The 17,600-nt window shown below is 69.8% G+C and carries 17 protein-coding genes; 8 read left to right on the top strand and 9 right to left on the bottom strand.

Annotated features, from left to right (window positions below; translation table 11 throughout):
* The first annotated feature begins 65 nt into the window (after window positions 1-65).
* Genes leuS through ACK4YQ_RS04115 form a run of 5 tightly spaced genes read left to right on the top strand, consistent with a single transcriptional unit; the run spans window position 66 to window position 6,791 of the window.
* Window positions 66-2,648: a leucine--tRNA ligase gene (gene leuS, locus ACK4YQ_RS04135; RefSeq protein WP_409608564.1), complete on the top strand. Its 2,583-nt coding sequence runs from the start codon at window positions 66-68 to the stop codon at window positions 2,646-2,648.
* Between the two features lie 4 nt (window positions 2,649-2,652).
* Window positions 2,653-3,144 (top strand): LPS assembly lipoprotein LptE, encoded by a 492-nt coding sequence (lptE, locus tag ACK4YQ_RS04130; RefSeq protein WP_409608562.1) that lies wholly within the window; start codon window positions 2,653-2,655, stop codon window positions 3,142-3,144.
* A 13-nt stretch (window positions 3,145-3,157) separates the two neighbouring features.
* Window positions 3,158-4,210 (top strand): DNA polymerase III subunit delta, encoded by a 1,053-nt coding sequence (holA, locus tag ACK4YQ_RS04125; RefSeq protein ID WP_409608560.1) that lies wholly within the window; start codon window positions 3,158-3,160, stop codon window positions 4,208-4,210.
* 48 nt (window positions 4,211-4,258) lie between these two features.
* Window positions 4,259-5,584: a hypothetical protein gene (locus ACK4YQ_RS04120; RefSeq protein WP_409608558.1), complete on the top strand. Its 1,326-nt coding sequence runs from the start codon at window positions 4,259-4,261 to the stop codon at window positions 5,582-5,584.
* A 28-nt stretch (window positions 5,585-5,612) separates the two neighbouring features.
* Window positions 5,613-6,791 carry a Gfo/Idh/MocA family protein gene (locus ACK4YQ_RS04115; protein WP_409608556.1) on the top strand — a complete coding sequence of 393 codons (1,179 nt, stop codon included), beginning with the start codon at window positions 5,613-5,615 and terminating at the stop codon, window positions 6,789-6,791.
* On the opposite strand, the gene ACK4YQ_RS04110 is transcribed toward ACK4YQ_RS04115, so the two are convergent.
* Entirely contained in the window at window positions 6,749-7,507 is a 759-nt protein-coding gene (locus tag ACK4YQ_RS04110) for a PIG-L deacetylase family protein (RefSeq protein WP_409608554.1), read from the bottom strand. The genes ACK4YQ_RS04115 and ACK4YQ_RS04110 overlap by 43 nt on opposite strands.
* 5 nt (window positions 7,508-7,512) lie before the next feature.
* Window positions 7,513-8,622 (bottom strand): serine hydrolase domain-containing protein, encoded by a 1,110-nt coding sequence (locus ACK4YQ_RS04105; protein WP_409608552.1) that lies wholly within the window; start codon window positions 8,620-8,622, stop codon window positions 7,513-7,515.
* 155 nt (window positions 8,623-8,777) lie between these two features.
* On the opposite strand from ACK4YQ_RS04105, the gene ACK4YQ_RS04100 reads away from it, so the two are divergent.
* Together ACK4YQ_RS04100 and ACK4YQ_RS04095 are read left to right on the top strand one after the other, a co-directional pair.
* Window positions 8,778-9,176 (top strand): DUF6152 family protein, encoded by a 399-nt coding sequence (locus ACK4YQ_RS04100; protein WP_409608550.1) that lies wholly within the window; start codon window positions 8,778-8,780, stop codon window positions 9,174-9,176.
* Between the two features lie 9 nt (window positions 9,177-9,185).
* A complete protein-coding gene (locus tag ACK4YQ_RS04095; protein WP_409608548.1) occupies window positions 9,186-9,656 on the top strand; it encodes a DUF6644 family protein in 471 nt (156 codons plus the stop codon).
* A 40-nt stretch (window positions 9,657-9,696) separates the two neighbouring features.
* Here ACK4YQ_RS04095 and ACK4YQ_RS04090 read toward each other — a convergent pair whose 3' ends face one another.
* The 7 genes from ACK4YQ_RS04090 to ACK4YQ_RS04060 all read right to left on the bottom strand — a co-directional run bounded on the left by ACK4YQ_RS04090 (window position 9,697) and on the right by ACK4YQ_RS04060 (window position 16,805).
* Window positions 9,697-10,524: an alpha/beta fold hydrolase gene (locus tag ACK4YQ_RS04090; RefSeq protein WP_409608546.1), complete on the bottom strand. Its 828-nt coding sequence runs from the start codon at window positions 10,522-10,524 to the stop codon at window positions 9,697-9,699.
* Window positions 10,525-10,868: 344 nt separating this feature from the next.
* The gene (locus tag ACK4YQ_RS04085) at window positions 10,869-11,768 is read right to left on the bottom strand and encodes a ParB/RepB/Spo0J family partition protein (RefSeq protein ID WP_409608544.1); all 900 of its coding nucleotides are present in this window, start codon (window positions 11,766-11,768) and stop codon (window positions 10,869-10,871) included.
* Between the two features lie 10 nt (window positions 11,769-11,778).
* Window positions 11,779-12,591: a ParA family protein gene (locus ACK4YQ_RS04080; protein WP_409608542.1), complete on the bottom strand. Its 813-nt coding sequence runs from the start codon at window positions 12,589-12,591 to the stop codon at window positions 11,779-11,781.
* On the bottom strand, window positions 12,575-13,195 hold the full coding sequence (rsmG, locus tag ACK4YQ_RS04075; protein ID WP_409608540.1) for a 16S rRNA (guanine(527)-N(7))-methyltransferase RsmG: 621 nt from the start codon (window positions 13,193-13,195) through the stop codon (window positions 12,575-12,577). The genes ACK4YQ_RS04080 and rsmG overlap by 17 nt, the downstream gene beginning before the upstream one ends.
* 13 nt (window positions 13,196-13,208) lie before the next feature.
* Window positions 13,209-15,059: a tRNA uridine-5-carboxymethylaminomethyl(34) synthesis enzyme MnmG gene (gene mnmG / locus ACK4YQ_RS04070; protein WP_409608538.1), complete on the bottom strand. Its 1,851-nt coding sequence runs from the start codon at window positions 15,057-15,059 to the stop codon at window positions 13,209-13,211.
* Window positions 15,060-15,216: 157 nt separating this feature from the next.
* Entirely contained in the window at window positions 15,217-16,557 is a 1,341-nt protein-coding gene (gene mnmE, locus ACK4YQ_RS04065; RefSeq protein ID WP_409608536.1) for a tRNA uridine-5-carboxymethylaminomethyl(34) synthesis GTPase MnmE, read from the bottom strand.
* A complete protein-coding gene (locus ACK4YQ_RS04060) occupies window positions 16,554-16,805 on the bottom strand; it encodes a DUF6489 family protein (RefSeq protein ID WP_409608534.1) in 252 nt (83 codons plus the stop codon). The genes mnmE and ACK4YQ_RS04060 overlap by 4 nt, the downstream gene beginning before the upstream one ends.
* 95 nt (window positions 16,806-16,900) lie before the next feature.
* On the opposite strand from ACK4YQ_RS04060, the gene ACK4YQ_RS04055 reads away from it, so the two are divergent.
* A complete protein-coding gene (locus ACK4YQ_RS04055) occupies window positions 16,901-17,599 on the top strand; it encodes a dienelactone hydrolase family protein (RefSeq protein WP_409608532.1) in 699 nt (232 codons plus the stop codon).
* Window position 17,600 lies beyond the last annotated feature (1 nt).

Raw genomic sequence — 17,600 nt, 5'->3', positions numbered from 1 at the left:
CCCGGGCCGGCGCGCCGTTTCTGCGCCGGCCGCCACCAAACACCGTTTTAGGGGCGCGCTGATCCATGGCCCGCTACAATCCGAAAGAAGTCGAGCCCAAGTGGCGTGAGGCCTGGGACAAGGCCGAGGTCTTCAAGGCGAGCATCGTCGCCGACAAGCCCAAGTACTACGTGCTGGAGATGTTCCCCTATCCGTCGGGGCGCCTGCACATGGGCCACGTCCGCAACTACGCCCTGGGCGACGTCATCGCCCGGTTCAAGCGCGCCCGCGGCTTTAACGTGCTGCATCCCATGGGCTGGGACGCCTTTGGCCTGCCCGCCGAGAACGCGGCCATGGAACGTGGCGTCGATCCCCGCGGGTGGACCTACGACAACATCGACCGCATGCGCGCCGAGCTGAAGGAGCTGGGCCTGTCGATCGACTGGTCCCGCGAATTCGCCACCTGCGACGTCGCCTACTACGGCAAGCAGCAGGCCTGGTTCCTGGAGCTGTTCAAGCGCGGCCTGGTCTACCGCAAGGAAGGCGTCGTCAACTGGGACCCGGTCGACCAGACCGTGCTGGCCAACGAACAGGTGGTCGACGGCCGTGGCTGGCGCTCCGGCGCCGTCGTCGAGAAGCGCAAGCTGAACCAGTGGTTCATGCGCATCACCGACTATGCCGACGATCTGATCGAGGGTCTGAAATCCCTGGACCGCTGGCCAGAGAAGGTCCGGCTGATGCAGGAGAACTGGATCGGCCGCTCCCGCGGGGCGCGCCTTACCTTCCGGTTCGCCGGCGACCCGCCCGTGGGTTTCGACGGCGGGCTGGAGGTCTACACCACACGTCCCGACACCCTGTTCGGCGCGAGCTTCGTCGGCGTCGCGCCCGATCATCCCCTGGCCGAGGCGCTGGCGGCCGCCGACCCGAAGGTCGCCGCGTTCGTCGCCGAGTGCCGCAAGGGCGGCGCCTCCGAGGCCGAGATTGAGACCGCCGAGAAGATCGGTTACGACACCGGCCTGACCGTCAGCCACCCGTTCGACCCCGACTGGAAGCTGCCGGTCTGGATCGCCAATTTCATCCTGATGGACTACGGCACGGGAGCGATCTTCGCTTGCCCGGCGCATGACCAGCGCGACCTGGACTTCGCGCGCAAGTACGGCCTGCCCGTGCGTCCCGTGGTGCTTCCCCCGGGCGAGGATCCGGGCGGCTTCACCGTGGGCGACGAGGCCTACGTCGGTCCGGGGACCATCTACAACTCGCAGTTCCTGGACGGCCTGGAGGTCGAGGCCGCCAAGGCCGCCGCAGTGGCCCGCATCGAGGCCGCCGGCCAGGGCCAGGGGGCGACGGTCTATCGCCTGCGCGACTGGGGCGTCGCCCGCCAACGGGGCTGGGGCTGCCCGATCCCGGTGGTCCACTGCGACAAGTGCGGCGTGGTGGCCCTGCCCGCAGACCAGTTGCCGGTGGCCCTGCCCGAGGACATGGACTTCTCCAAGCCCGGCAACGCCCTGGCCCGCCACCCCACCTGGAAGCACGCGACCTGCCCGCAGTGCGGCGGCGCTGCGACCCGCGAGACGGACACCCTGGACACCTTCGTGGACTCGTCCTGGTATTTCGCCCGCTTTACCGACCCCACCGCCGCCAAGCCCATCGACAAGGCTGCGGCCGACTACTGGATGCCCGTCGACCAGTACGTGGGCGGCATCGAGCACGCCGTGCTGCACCTTCTCTACGCGCGCTTCATCACCCGCGCCTTGGCCGACGAGGGCCGCCTGAGCGTCAAGGAACCGTTCGCCGGCCTGTTCACCCAGGGCATGGTCACCCACGAGACCTACCGACGCCAGGACGGCGAATGGCTGGAGCCCGGGCGGGTGGAGATCCTCGCCGAGGGGAACACCCGTCGTGCACGCCTGGTCGACACCGGGGAGTCCGTGGTCATCGGCGACGTCGAGAAGATGTCGAAGTCCAAGCGCAACACCGTCGCGCCGGAGGAGATCTTCGACGTCTACGGCGTGGACGCCGCGCGCCTGTTCGTGCTGTCCGACAGCCCGCCCGAACGCGACGTGCAGTGGACCGCCTCCGGCGTGGAGGGCGCCTGGCGCTTCGTCAACCGCGTCTGGACCGAGTTCGAGACCCAGCCGGCCGCGGCCGGCGACGATCCTATGGGCGACGAGGCGGCGCAAGGCTTGCGCCGCGCCACCCACCGCCTGACCAAAGCGATGACCGAGGCGATCGACGACTTCAGGTTCAACTCCGGCATCGCCCGCCTCTACGAATTCCTGAACACGCTGAAGGCCCATCCGGCCGACAAGGCGGGCCCCGCGGTCCTGGCCGCCCGCCAGGAGGCGCTGAGCGTGTTCGCCCGGCTGATCGCACCGTTCACGCCGCATCTGGCCGAGGAGTGCTGGGCCCGGATCGGCGGCGAGGGCCTAGTGGTCTCCGCGCCGTGGCCGGCCTACGATCCGGCGCTGGCCGAGGACGCCGTGAAGGTCCTGCCGGTGCAGATCAACGGCAAGCGCCGGGGCGAGATCCAGGCGCCCGCCGGGGCGGAGCCGGCCGACGTGGAGAAGATCGTGCTTGACGATCCCGAGATCGCACGGCGTCTGGAGGGCATGAGCATCCGCAAGGTGATCGTGGTGAAGGATCGCATCGTCAACATCGTGGCGGGCTGACGGGATGGTCCGGCCCGCCCTCGCCTGCGCTCTCGCCCTCGCGGCGGCGAGCCTGTCCGCCTGCGGTTTCACCCCGCTTTACGGCCAGCCGGAGGTGGTCTCCTCCCTGGCCGCGGTCGACGTGGTGGCGCCGGAGGGACGCGCCGGCTACCTCATCCGCGAGCACCTGGACGACGCCTTCGCCAAGAACCGCGCCGCGCCCGCCAGGTACCGCATGGACCTGCAGCTCGCCGAGAGCCGCTATCCCCGCGGTCTGCGCATCGACAACGTCGCCACGCGCTACGAGTACGTGCTCAGCGCCACCTACACCTTGACCGCCCTTCCCTCCGGCGCCCGGGCCAAGACCGGCACGGTGCGGGTCGAGCTCACCTACGATTCCGCCGACCAGCCCTACGCCTCGGTCGCCGCCCAGCAGGACGTGCAGGACCGCGCCGCCGAAGAGGCCGCCCGCCGCATCCAGCTCGAACTGGCCACTTGGCTCGCGGGCCGCTCCTGAGGCGTTCGCCGGCATGATCCTCAGCCGCCGGCCAGACATCGAGCGCTTCCTGGCCCAGCCGGACAGCCAGGTCCGCGCCGCCCTGATCTACGGCCGCGACGCCGGCGTCGTGCGCGACCGGGCCAACGCCCTCGCCGCGCGCGTCGTGGAACGCCCCGACGATCCTTTCGACGTCGCCCTGCTCACCGACGGGGACCTGGACTCCGACGCCGCCCGGCTGGAAGGCGAACTCGCCGCACAGTCCCTGATGGGAGGCCGGCGTCTGGTGCGCCTGCGCTTCGCCACCGAAAAGGCCTCCCTCGACAAGCTGGCGGCAGAGGCGCTCGCCGCCCACGCCGAGGGCCGCCTTAATCCGGATGCGTTCTTCCTGATCGAGGCGGGAAACCTCGGCCGCACCTCAGACCTGCGCAAGGCCGCCGAGAAGGCGCCGCAGGCCGCGGCCATCCCCTGTTACGAGGACGAGCCCGGCGACGTCGCCCGCCTGGTCCGCGAGACCCTGACCCGCGACAATGTCGCGCTGAGCGCTGAAGCCCTGGCCCTGTTCGTCGCCCGCCTGCCCAAGGAGCGCGGCGTAGCCCGCCAGGAGATCGAGCGGCTGGCCCTCTTTCTCGGTCCCGGCAGCGGCCTGACGGCCACGCCGAAGGACCTGGAGGACTTCCTCGGCGTAGAGCCTGAAGCGTCCCTCTCCGATGCGGCGTCCGACGCCTTCGGCGGGCGGCTGGCCGAGGCCCAGGCCGGCCTGCGCCGGGCGGCTCAGGAGGGCGAGGCCGGCCCCGCCGCCGTCCGCGCCATGGGCTTTCACCTGGGGCGTCTGCGCCGCACCCTCACCCTCGCCAAGTCAGGCGCGGGGCTGCAGGAGGCGGCCAAGGCGTCCGGCGTGTTCTGGAAGCACGAGCGCGAGTTCCTGCGCCAGGCCCGCAGCTGGACCCTGGACGACCTCGACCTTCTCCAGACCGAGGTTCTGAACGCCGACCGCCTGTGCAAGCAGTCCGGCGCCCCCGACCAGCTCATCGCCGAACGCCTGGCGCTGACTATCGCCGGCCGCGCCCGGCGCAAGGGACTGTAACGACAAAGGCGCCCTGGGCGCCGCGGCGAAATCGCCTAAGCTCCGGCCATGTGCGACACCTTCGCCGCCCTGCCCCGGACCACCGCCCGCGGCGCCCTGCTGTTCGCCAAGAACAGCGACCGCGAACGCAACGAGGCGCAGGCGCTGGAGCTGCACGGCCCGCGCCGGGGAGGCGAGTCTGTGCGCCTCACCTATCTGACGATCCCCGACGTGGCGGTCACGCGTACGGTCCTGATCAGCCGACCCTTCTGGATGTGGGGCGCGGAGATGGGCGCCAACGACGCCGGCGTGGTCATCGGCAACGAGGCCCTGCACGCGCGCACCCCGGCCCAGCGCCGGCCCGCCCTGACCGGCATGGACCTAGTGCGCCTGGGCCTGGAGCGGGCGGGCTCGGCCGCCGAGGCCCTCGAGGTGATCATCGAGCTCCTGGAACGTCATGGCCAGGGAGGCGACTGTGGGCACCTGTCGCGCTTCTACTACCACAACGGCTTCATCATCGCGGATCACGCAGAGGCCTATGTCCTTGAAACCATGGACAGATGGTGGGCCGTCGAACGCGTCGCCGGCGTCCGTGCGCTCTCCAACGCCTACAGCATATCGGGCGAGGGCGACCGGCTGAGCCCTGCGCTTGAGGCCCACGCCGAGGCCCGCGGCTGGCGTGGCCAGGACGGACGACTGGACTTGGCGTCCCACCTGATCGACGAGGCCCGCGACGCGGTGGGTTTCGGCCGCGGCCGATGCGCGCGCGGCGGCGAGCTCCTGGCGCGGGGCGCCGGCCGGCTGACACCCGCGGCGATGATGGGGATCCTGCGCGACCACGGCGAGGTCGACGAGGAATGGAGCCCGGCGACCACCGCACGCCGCACCATCTGCATGCACGCCGCCGAGGGCGCCCGACGCAGCCAGACCGTCGCCTCCATGGTCAGCGAGATCCGTCGCGACGCTCCCGCGATCCACTGGGTGACCGCCTCCGCCGCTCCCTGCACGGCGGTCTTCAAGCCCGTGATCCTGGAGGCCGGCGCGGCGCCGCCGGTCGGCCGCCCGCCCAGCGACCGCTACGACGGCGCGAGCCTGTGGTGGCGGCACGAGCGCCTGCACCGCAGGGTTCTGAAGGACTATCGCGACAGCCTGGACTACGCCGCCGAGCGCGATGCGCTGGAGGCCAGCTTCGTCGAACGAATCGACGCCGCCCTCAGTCGGGACGCGGGCCCGCAGGCTTTGGCGAGCCTGGTGGAAAACTGCTGGCGCGAGGCGGCCGAGGCGGAGGCCCGCTGGGAGGCGGCGCTTCCCGAACCGCGCCGCGGGACCAACCCGCCCGCCTACTCCGCCAGTTGGAGCAGGCTCAATCATGTGGCCCGTTTTCCGCGAGTGTGATCGCATGGGGTCCGACAAGGGGGGAGAGATGAAGACCTATCGCATCGGCGTCATCGGCCTTGGCCAGCGGATCGCCCACGTGCTCGCCGCCATGCAGGAAGTGGGCTGGCGCCTTGAACTGGCGGCCCATGCCGATCCGGCCCCGGTCGGCGCGCCAATCCTGGCCGAGGCGGGGATTCCGATGGGAGAGCCCTGCGCCGACGCTGCGGCCCTTCTCGCCCGCGGCCCGTTCGATCTGGTGATGATCGGCTCGCCCAACCACCTGCATTTCGAGCACCTGAACCTCGCGCTCGACGCCGGCTGGCCGGTGTTCGCCGAGAAGCCGATCGTGCGGACCGAAGACGAGACCTGCGCCCTCGCCCGGCGGCTCGGCGCCGGCGGGACCCCGCCGGTGTTCATCGGCCTCGTCATGCGCTCGATGAGCATCGTCCGCGAGGTGATCGCGCGGGCGGATTCCGGGGAACTCGGCGAGATCGTGTCGATCGACGCCACCGAGCACCTGCCGCCTGAACATGGCGGCTACCTGGCGCGGAACTGGCGGCGCAAGCAGGCCTGGGGCGGGTCCTACCTGCTCGACAAGGTCTGCCACGACTTCGATATCTTCGGCCGCATCGCCGGTTCACGGGTCTCACGCGCCGCCAGCTTCGGCGGTCGCCGCATCTTTGTCTCCACCCGGACGAACCCGCCCCGGATGTGGAGCGACGGAGAGGCGGCCTATGCCCTGAGGGACGCCGGCTGGGGCGGCGCCAACGACGCCTTCCAGTCGGACATGGACGTCACCGACCACCAGCTCGCCATCCTGGAATACGAGAACCAGGTGCGCCTGTCGTTTCACGCCAACAGCCATGTCGCCCTGCCCGAACGGCGTTGGTACGTGGCCGGAACCGAGGGCACCCTGATCGCCGATCTGGTCCGCAACAAGCTGATGATCCGCCGCGCCCTGGAGCGCGGCAAGCCCGAGCGGATCGACTACGGCGGCCGCACCGCCGACAGCCACAACGGCGCAGATCAGGCGATGGCCCGCGATCTGCTGGCCGCTCTCGAGGGGCGCGCAGCGTTCCCGGTGACGCCCTTCGAGTCCATGGAGGCGGGCCTCACCGTGATGGCGATCGACAGGGCTATGGACGCGGGCGCCATGGTCGACTGCGCCCCCATGTGGGCCGCCTATGACGACGCCTGCAGAAGCGCGGCGCCGATCAGCGCCTGAAGCGCGGGCGTGCGCGGATAAGGGATGTGCCGGTACTGGCGGAAGCCTTCGGCCAGCTCGGCTCCGAAGTCGCGGGCGCAGCGTCGCGACCAGCGCTCCATGGCCTCCAGGTGATTGGCGATGCCGTGCTGCTTGGCGATCCACGCATCCTGGCTCTCATGCGCGCCCAGCATCGCCCGCTTGGTCGCGAAGGTCTCGGCGATGTCCACGGCGAAGTCGGGCTTCACCCACTCTCCCTGCCGGTTGCGGCCGCCGATCGGATCCATGAAGTAGAGGTGCGGGATCGCCGCGAGCGGCGCGGCGGGCCCCGTGCGGTAGTTCGGGACGCTGGACGCAAAGCAGGCGTCGCGCACCAGCATGCTGACCGCCTCGTGGTCGGGGTGATAGTCCGCCGGCGAGGCGGTGATGACGATCTCCGCGCCCGACCAACGCACCAGCTCCGTCGCCGTGCGTCTCGCCTCGTCGCTGTTGAAGACCCCCAGGTCCGGCAGACCCCCACAGCGGTACTCCGCTCCGATCAGCGCCGCGGCGCGAGCCGCTTCGGCGGTGCGGATGCGCGCGGTGGCCTCCAGGTCGGTGTCGGCTGAACCGCATTCGCCTGCGGTCAGGGTGGCGATGCGGATCGTGTGCCCGTCCCTGGCCAGCAGCGCTAGGGTTCCCGCGCAGAGGTTTTCGATGTCGTCCGGATGGGCGTGGATCGCTAGAATGACCGCCATGGCGCTTAGATCGTCCCGAGGGCCGACCACATGGCCATCGCCAGGCCGAGGCCGCGCATGTCGCCGGTGGTCGTTCCGCCCATCCTGTTCATCACGTAGGCGAATGTGGTGCGCGCATCCATGTCGATGATCGCGATCGAGCCGCCATAGCCGCCCCAGAAGATCGTGTTCGGATTGGGCATCGAGGCGGCGCCGCCGGCAAGGCCGAAACCCAGGCCGAAGCGCATGGGCGCGTTGAACACCCGGTCGATCCCCTCCACCTGCAGCTCCAGCGCTCGGCGGCAGCCGGCCTCGGACAGGAAGCGCTTGCCCTTGGCGACGCCGCCGTTGGCGAGGATGGCGTGGATCTCGGCCACGGAGCGGGCGTTCCCCGTTCCGCCCGCCGCCGGGATCTCGGCGCCGCGCCAGGCCCGGGTTCGGGTGTCGTGGACGTCGATCAGCACCGGCCGTCCGTTCAGCTGCGGCGTGACCGGCGGCGGAATCAGCTCGGCGACGCGGTCATCCTCCGACGCCGGCAGCCCGATGTGGAAGTCCGCGCCGAGGGGCTCGGCGAACTCCTGGCGGAACACCGTCCCCAGGGTCTGTCCGGTGATGCGCCGCGCCACCTCGCCCACCAGGTATCCCTGAGTGATGGCGTGGTAGCCGCTGGCGGCGCCGGGCTCCCACTGTGGGGCCTGCCGCGCCAGGAGGTCCGTCACCTTTTCCCAGTCGTAGAGGTCTTCCTTGGCGATCGGCGGCTCCCAGTCGGGCAGGCCGGCCGAGTGGCTCATGAGATGGCTGACCTTCACCCCCGCCTTGCCGTTGGCGGCGAACTCCGGCCAGTAGCGGGCCACCGGCGCGTCGAAATCGAGCTCCCCGCGATCGGCCAGCCACAGGGCGACCAGGGCGGTCATGGTCTTTGTGGTCGAATAGACGTTGACGATGGTGTCCTTCACCCAAGGACGCGTCCGCGCCCCATCGGCCCATCCGCCCCAGAGGTCCACGACGGTTTCGCCTTCGACCGTGGCGCAGAAGGCAGCCCCCACGTCCGCCCCGCCCGCAAGGTTCAGCTCGAACGCGTCCCGCACCGGGGCGTAGCGCCCTTCGGCAAATCCCTCGCTAAGCCCGCTCGCCACGGCCGCCTCCCCTCGTTCTTGCCTGCCTGTGACTATAGCGGTCCACTCGACCCCAGCCAGCCGTGCTCGGCCGGCCTCTTCACTCTCTTGCGAGGCGCTTGCCTCGACGGTCGGCCGCGGCGACCATTCTTCCGGACATTCAACGGAGGTTCGCCATGGCCAAAGTCGAACTCAAGGCGCGGCGCGTCGGCCTGGCGGTCGCGGCGGCCGGCGCCCTTGCGGTCGGCGCGCCGGCGGCCGCGCACCATGGCTGGTCCTGGGCGGAGGGGGAGCAGACGACGCTCAAGGGGGTGATCCAGCAGGTCTCGATGGCCCCGCCGCACCCGACCTTGAGGGTCAAGGCCGCGGACGGCGTGGTCTGGCGCGTCGAGCTGGGCAACCCGGGCAAGACCCAGCGGTCGGGCTTCACGGCGAAGAGCGCAAGTCCCGGCGACGCTGTCACGGTTCTTGGCAATCGCGCCCTGGACAAGAAGCAGGCGCACATGAAGGCCGTGCGCATCACCGTCCGGGGCAAGGTCTACGACATGTATCCGGAGCGTATCGCAGCCAATTAGGCCCAGGCGATGGAGCTGGCGGATTGGATCGGCGCCTGGCCCGGGGCGCGGCTCGTGCAGCGGTCCGCCGTCGCCTACCTCTTCGTCAATGCGGCCCACATCCTGGGGGTGGGCCTGATCCTCGGCGCCATTCTTCCGCTAGACCTGCGGCTCTTGGGCGTGCTGCGCTCGCCGCCGCTTCAGGCGCTTGGCCCTTTCCTGTCCCGCACCGCCGCCGCCGGGGTGCTCTTGGCCGTGTTCACGGGCGCCTGGCTCTTCTCGGTCAGGCCGCACGAATACTTCGAGAACGCCGCTTGGCGCTGGAAGATGGCCATGCTTTTCCTTGCGGTCCTCAATGTAGCCGTCCAGCACCGCGGCCGGGCCTATCGGGAGGCGCTCGGCGGCGCGCCTCCGGCAGGGTCGGTCCGCCTCCTGGCCGCAGCGTCCGCCCTCCTCTGGCTGGCTGTGTTGGTCGCGGGCCGCTGGATCGGCTTCCTCTGAAACGGCCCCGGCCGGTCTCGGCCGGCCGTGGTGCGTCGATTCAGTGTTGGATGAAGGCCAGCAGGTCCGGGTTGATGACATCGGGGTGCGTCGTGCACATGCCGTGCGGAAGCCCGGGATAGGTCTTCAGCGTGCCGTTCTTCAGGAGCGTGATCGACCTGAACGCGGAATCGGCGATGGGCACGATCTGGTCGTCCTCCCCGTGCAGCACCAGGACCGGGACATCGATGGCCTTGAGGTCCTCGGTGAAGTCGGTTTCCGAGAAAGCCTTGATGCAGTCGAAGTGGGCCTTGGCCCCGCCCATCATCCCCTGGCGCCACCAGTTGTCGATCACGCCCTGAGACACCTGGGCGCCCGGACGGTTGAAGCCGTAGAAGGGCCCGGCCGGCACGTCGAGGAAGAACTGCGCGCGATTGGCGACCAGGGCGGCGCGGAAGCCGTCGAACGCCTCGATCGGCAGCCCCTCGGGGTTGGCCTCGGTCCTGACCATGATCGGCGGCACAGCGCCGATCAGGACGGCCTTGGCCACCCGCCCGGCGCCGCCATGCCTGGCGACGTACCGGGCGACTTCGCCCCCGCCGGTCGAATGGCCGATGTGAACCGCCTCCTTCAGGTCCAGGTGCGCCGCCAGTTCGGCGACGTCGGCGGCGTAGGTGTCCATCTCGTTTCCGTCGGCCGTCTGGCTGGAGCGGCCGTGGCCGCGCCGGTCATGGGCGATCACGCGGTAGCCCTGGGAGAGGAAGAACAGCATCTGGGCGTCCCAGTCGTCCGCCGTCAGAGGCCAGCCGTGATGGAAGACGATCGGCTGTCCGGTTCCCCAGTCCTTGTAGAAGAGCTCCGTTCCGTCCTTGGTGGTGAGGGTAGGCATGGTAGGCCTCCGCAGGCTGCCCCGGCTGACCGCCGGCATCTCTGCGCTCAAGCTGCGTTCAGCCAGCAGGCGGCGGGACGCCACTGCGCAGTCATTCCTTGTAGGCCTCTCGCGCGAGGCGCGATTGCGCAAAAGGAAGACAAACCTGTTTCAGACAGACTTTGGCTCCCGGGACAGCTTAGGGAGCCAGATTCGAGGCCATTGCACCGTGACCAGCGCAGGCCGAAAAGCCCCTCCAGATCAATGGGATAGATCAGGAATTCGGCTTATCCACAGGCTGCTCTCGAAAACCGCCCGTCCCGGAGGTCGGTCGGCGCCCGCTCCCTGCGCCACAGAGGCGATTTTCAGCCGGCCCGGGTGAGCCTGCGGCAGAGGTCGTCGAGCTGTTCGAGGGTCGTATAGCTGATGGTCAATTCGCCCGCGCCGCCGCGATCGCTGATCGAGACGTCGAGGCCGAGCACCTCCGACAGGTCGTTCTCCAGCGCCATGGTGTCAGTGGTCTTGCCGCTGCCGGACGACTTGCGCGGTCCGCTCGCCTTGCTCTTCTCCGCGCCCTTGCGGGCCAGGGCTTCGGCTTCGCGCACTGAGAGCCCCTGCTCGACGATGCGGTCCGCCAGGGCGGCGGCGTTCTCGGCCGTGGCGATGGCCCGGGCGTGGCCCGCCGAGAGCCGCCCGTGCATCACATGATCCTGCACTTCCACCGGAAGCTGCAGCAGGCGCAGGGTGTTGGCGATGTGGCTGCGGCTCTTGCCAACCGCCTGGGCGATCGCCTCCTGGGTCCGGCCGAACCGATCCATCAGGGCCTTGAAGCCGAGACCTTCTTCGATCGGGTTCAGGTCGGCCCGCTGCACGTTCTCGACGATAGCGATCTCGAGCACCTGCAGGTCGTCGAGTTCGCGGACCACCGCAGGCATGGCGTTCAGTCCCGCCATCTGCGCCGCGCGCCAGCGCCGCTCGCCGGCCACGACCTCGTACTCGCCGTCTGTCTTCGGCGAGGGCCGCAGCAGGATCGGCTGAAGGACGCCCTTCTCCCGGATCGACTCGGTGAGCTCGATCAGCTCGACATCGCCGAACGTCCGCCGCGGCTGATCCGGGTTGCGGTGGATCAGGTCGATGGGGATCTCCTGCACCCCACGCGCTTCCCGCGTCCGGCCTTCCGCCGGCGCAGCCGCCGCCTCGGTCTCGGCCACGTCGCCCAGCAGCGCCGACAGGCCGCGGCCCAGTCCTCTACGATTCTCGGCCATCCGCGTCCCCCTAGGCGGCTTGAGCCCGGCGGGCGCGTTCGCGCACCACGACCTCGCGGGCGAGCTTCAGATAGGCTTGGCTGCCGGCGCACTTCAGGTCGTAGACCAGAGCCGGCTTGCCGAACGACGGCGCCTCGGACACCCGCACGTTGCGCGGTATGACCGTCTCATAGACCGCTTCACCGAAGTGGCCACGGACGTCGTTGGCGACCTGTTCGGACAGGCTGTTACGGCGGTCGAACATCGTCAGCACCACCCCCTGGATTTCAAGGCGTGGATTGAGGCTGCCCCTCACGAGCTCGATCGTGCGCATCAGCTGGGTCAGCCCCTCAAGGGCGAAGAACTCGCACTGCAGCGGGACCAGCACCGCGTCCGCGGCGGCCATGGCGTTGACCGTCAGCAGGTTCAGCGACGGCGGGCAGTCGATCAGCACGTAGGTGTAGGCCCCGTCGCGCCGAACCGCGTCCAGGGCGTCCCGGAGCTTGAACGAGCGACGCGGCGAGTTGCCAAGCTCGAGCTCCACCCCCGACAGATCCGGGTCGGCCGGCACCAGGTCGAGGCCCGGAAGCTCCGTCTTGACCACCGCCTCGGCGATCGGCTCCTCGCCCATCAGCACGTCATAGAGCGTCTTCTTGCGACGGGCCCGGCCCACGCCAAGTCCGGTCGATGCGTTCCCCTGGGGATCGGAGTCGATCAGCAGCACCTTTTCGCCAACCGCCGCCAGCGCCGTGCCGAGATTGATGGCCGTGGTGGTCTTACCCACGCCGCCCTTCTGGTTGGCGATCACCAGGACCCGTAGGGCCCGGTCAGACTTTCCGGCCACGGCCAAGCCTCCTCACTCGCACGATCCGCCCCCGAGGGTCGCTGAGGCTCGGCAGGATGTCGGCCTCAAACTTCCAATTTCTTGTAGCTTCTTCAAGCTCTGACTCAACATCTTGACCCTTGAGGAATAGCGCCAAAGCGCCGCGGTCCAGGTAGGGCTTGGCGTAACCGAGCAGCCGCGTCAGGGGCGCGCAAGCCCGCGCCGTGACGATATCCACATTCAGCGACAGGTTTTCCGCACGATCGTTGTGAACCGTGGCGGGCAGGTCCAGGGCCTTCACCACCTCGGTCAGGAAGCGGCAGCGTTTGGCCATGCTCTCCACAAGGTGGACATGGAAGCCCGGGCGCTCCTTGCCAAGGATCGCAAGAACGACGCCGGGCAGTCCTGCGCCGGCGCCGAGATCCGCCCAGATCAGGGCGTCCGGCGCGACCTTCAGAAGCTGGGCCGAGTCCCACGCATGGCGCGACCAGAAGACGTCCAGGGTGGCGGGGCCCACGAGGTTCATGTTCTCGTTCCACTCGGCCAATAGGGCGCGGTAGCGCTCAAGGTCGGCGAGCTGGCGCCGGTTCGCCTCGCTGAGGCGAGCGAATTCAGCCGGGCCCATGGCCGCGGCGGCGTCAGGCGGCGCGACGTCGGACATGAGCCAGTAGAGCGGTCAGGGCGCCGGGGGTGACGCCTTCGATGCGGGCCGCCTGGCCGAGCGTCAGCGGGCGCACGGCGGCGAGCTTTTCGCGGACCTCGTTGGAAAGGCCGCCGATGGCGGCGTAGTCCAGGTCGGGCGGCAGGGTGAGGTTTTCGTCCCGGCGGAAGGCCTCGGCGTCCGCGGCCTGGCGGTCGAGGTAGCCGGCATAGGCGGCGTCGATGGCGATCTGCTCGCGGACCGGGTCCGGCCAGGCGGTCAGCTCGGGCCAGACGCGCGCCAGCACGTCGAAATCGATCTCCGGATACGCCAGAAGCTGCGTCAGGTCCCGCCTCTGGCCGTCGGCCTTGACCGGCAGACCCGCGCGAGCCGCCTCGGCCGGGGTCAGGGTGAGCTCACGCGCGCGGGTCCGGGCGCCTTCAAGCACCTGGATCTTGCCGGCGAAGGCCGCGGCCCGCGCCGAGCCGACGACACCCAGATCGACGCCACGGCCCGTAAGGCGCTGGTCGGCGTTGTCGGCGCGCAGCAGCAGGCGGAATTCGGCGCGGCTGGTGAACATGCGATAGGGCTCGGTGACCCCGCGGGTGACGAGGTCGTCGATCAGCACCCCGATATAGGCTTCGTCGCGGGCGAAGACGGCCGGGTCCGCCCCCGACGCGGCCCGCGCGGCGTTCAGTCCGGCCACCAGCCCCTGCGCGCCGGCCTCTTCATAGCCGGTTGTGCCGTTGATCTGTCCGGCCAGGTAGAGCCCGCTCAGGCGCTTGGCCTCAAGGGTCGGATAGAGCTCGCGCGGATCGACGTAGTCGTACTCGATGGCGTAGCCGAAGCGTTTGACCTCCACCGCCTCAAGGCCTGGGATCGTGCGCAGGAACAGCGCCTGGGTCTCCTCGGAGACCGAGGTGGAGACGCCGTTGGGATAGACTGTGTCGTCGTCCAGGCCTTCGGGCTCAAGGAACACCTGATGGCTGGTCTTGTCGGCGAACCGGACGACCTTGTCTTCGATCGAGGGGCAGTAGCGCGGCCCGCGACCGTTGATGCGCCCGCCATAGACCGCCGACTCGTCGAGCCGCTCGGCGATGATCCGATGGGTTTCGGCTGTCGTGTAGGTTATGCCGCAGCGGATCTGCGGCGTGGTGATCATCTCGGTGAGGAACGAGAACGGCGTGGGCGGGTCGTCCGCCGCCTGCATCTCCAGCCGATCCCAGGCGATGGTGCGGCCGTCCAGGCGCGCCGGCGTGCCGGTCTTCAGCCGACCCATGGCGAGCCCCAGGGCGTAGAGCCGGTCGGCGAGGCCAATGGACGGCGCTTCGCCCGCGCGGCCCGCGGGGATGCGGCGATCGCCAAGATGGATCACGCCCTTCAGGAACGTTCCCGTGGTCAGGACGACCCGGTCCGCGGCGTAGCTCTCGCCGCTCCGGCCGACCACACCGGTCACGCGGCCGTCGCGGACGATCAGGTCTTCCACCGCGTCGGCCTTGATCGTCAGGTTCGGCGTGGCGGCGAGTTCGGCCTGCATGGCTTCGCGGTAAAGCCTGCGATCGATCTGCGACCGGGGTCCGCGCACTGCGGCGCCCTTGGAGCGGTTGAGCAGGCGGAACTGGATGCCGGCCCTGTCGGCCATCCGGCCCATCACGCCGTCAAGCGCGTCGATTTCCCGGACGAGATGACCCTTTCCCAGGCCGCCGATGGCGGGATTGCACGACATCTCGCCGATTGTCTCGACCTTGTGGGTGAGCAGCAGGGTGCGCGCGCCGAAGCGGGCGGCCGCGGCGGCCGCCTCGCATCCGGCGTGTCCGCCGCCGATGACGATGACATCCCAGGTGGTCAAACTACGGGTCCTCTAAGCGCAACGCCCCCGGCGTGCGGGGGCGGCCTTCCCTATATAGGCGAAACCGGTCTGGGCGTCGACGGCGCCCACGGTGTTTCACGTGAAACATGGGCTCGCGCCCGGAATGGTTCAGTCGTGTTTCACGTGAAACATCGGCTCACTTGCCGATGCAGAAGCTCGCGAACACCCGGTCGAGAACGTCCTCGGCCCCGATTCGGCCCGTGATGCGGTCCAGCGCGCGTCCGGCCAGTCTTACATCCTCCGCGGCCAGCTCGGGCGAGCTGCGCTCCGCCAGCGCCCGCCGCAGCCGCTCCAACGCCTCACCCAGGGCTTCGCGATGGCGCAGGCGCGTGGCCGTAGGGCTTTCGCCGCCCGCCAGAGCCCCGGTGACAATGACGGCCAGGCTCTCGCGCAGGTCGGCGATGTCGCTCGCCGACCGCGCGCTCAGGGCGACCACCGCCAGGCCCCACCCCTGGGCGGCGCTCCGCGCCCATCCCTCGGCCACCCCGGCGGGGAGGTCCTGCTTGGCGAGGATGCAGAGGTCGCCCGGCCTGACCAGGTCCGTCCCGGTCGTGAGCGGCCCCTCCCCCGACCCGTCGACCACCCAGAGGCGCAGGTCGGCGCCCTCCGCCCAGGCCCGGGCGCGGCGCACCCCCTCCGCCTCGATCTCGTCGGCGGTCTCGCGCAGCCCGGCGGTGTCGGCGAGCAACACCTTGTACCCACCGAGCACCAACGGAACCTCGATCACGTCGCGGGTAGTGCCGGGGGTCGCAGTGACGATCGCCGCCTCCCGCCCGGCCAGGGCGTTGAGCAGCGTGCTCTTGCCCGCATTGGGCGCGCCGACCAGGGCGATGCGGAAACCCTCTCGAACCCGTTCCCCACGACGAGAGTCGTCCAAAGCCGCTTCCAGTTCACCGATAAGGTCGGCCAGGATGGGCTGGGCTTGGCTGGCGACGTCGGCGGGGACCTCCTCGTCGGGAAAGTCGACGGCGGCCTCGAACACCGCCAGCGCCTCGACGAGGGCGGAGCGCCACCGCCCCTGGGCCTGACCCAGAGCGCCGCCCACCTGCTCGAGCGCTTGCCGGCGCTGGGCATCGGTCTCGGCCTCGATGAGGTCGGCGACGCCCTCCGCCTGGGCCAGGTCGAGTTTGCCGTTCTCGAACGCGCGGCGGGTGAACTCCCCCGGCTCGGCGAGCCGCAGCCCGCGGGCTCCAAGCGCTTGCATAAGGCCGCCGAGCACCGCCGGTCCGCCGTGCACGTGGAACTCGACGCTGTCTTCCCCAGTGTAGCTCGCCGGCCCGGGAAACCACAGGACGAGCGCCTGGTCGATCTCCCCGCCGGCGGAATCGCGCAGCACGCGAAGAGTCGCCACTCGAGGCCGCGGCGCGGCCCCGGCTAGCGCGACAAGGGCCTCGCGCGCCCGCGGGCCGGACACGCGCACCACGGCTACGGCCGCGCGCCCCGCCGCCGTAGCCGCCGCGAAGATGGTGGGCGTCATTTCGGGCGGGTGGCGCCCAGGCCGACATCGGTGGCGGCGGCCATCAGCTTGCGGAAATTCTCCTGCGCCCCGGCCCCGAACGCGGCCCAGTTCTTCATCAACTCCTCGGGGGACAGCATGGCCATGTTGGCCTCCATCCGGGTCTGCATCTCCTTGACCAGACGCTCGTTCAGCACGGTGACGTCGGGCAGGCCGAGGAAGGCGCGCGCCTCCGCCGGGGTGCAGTCGATTTCAAGGTTCATCTTCATGGCGCGGCTCCGGTCCAACCCACGACTTTGTTATGGCTGGTTCGCACCCCGCCGCGCTAGTACCCCTTGGCCCCACTTCACCACGGGAGAGACGAATGGCCGCCGAAACCATGACCATCACCACGCCTGACGGAAGCTTTTCGGCCTATGTGGCCAAGCCCGCCAAGACGCCTGCCCCGGCCATCGTCGTGATCCAGGAGATCTTCGGCGTGAACGCGGTGATGCGAGGCATCGCCGATGATCTCGCGGCGGCGGGCTACCTGGCGGTCTGCCCAGACCTGTTCTGGCGGATCGAACCCGGGATCGACATCACCGACCAGTCCGAAGCGGAATGGAAGAAGGCGTTCGAGCTCTACAACGCCTTCGACGTCGACCAGGGCGTCCGCGACATCCGGGCGGTGATCGATCAGGTTCGCAAGGATCCGGCCTGCAGCGGCAAGGTCGGCGCCGTGGGCTTCTGCCTCGGCGGCCTGCTGGCGTTCCTGACGGCGGCGCGGACCGACGCGGACGCGAGCGTCGGCTACTACGGTGTCGGCATCGAGGCGCGGACCGGCGAGGCCGACAAGCTCGCCCGGCCGCTGCTGCTGCACATCGCCGAGGAAGATCAGTTCGTGCCAAAGGAAGCCCAGGCCCTGATCAAGCAGGCCCTCGGCAACCACCCGCAGGTCGAGATCTTCAGCTATCCCGGCCGCGACCACGCCTTTGCGAGGAAAGGCGGCGAACATTATCACGCCGCCGACGCCGAGACCGCCAACACCCGCACTCTCGCGTTCTTCAACAAGGCCCTGGCCTGAC

The organism is Phenylobacterium sp., from assembly GCF_046291545.1.
In the GTDB taxonomy this organism is placed as follows: Bacteria; Pseudomonadota; Alphaproteobacteria; order Caulobacterales; family Caulobacteraceae; genus Phenylobacterium.
The sequence above is the reverse complement of the archived record's forward strand: the minus strand, read 5'-3'. Positions and strand labels throughout refer to the sequence as shown.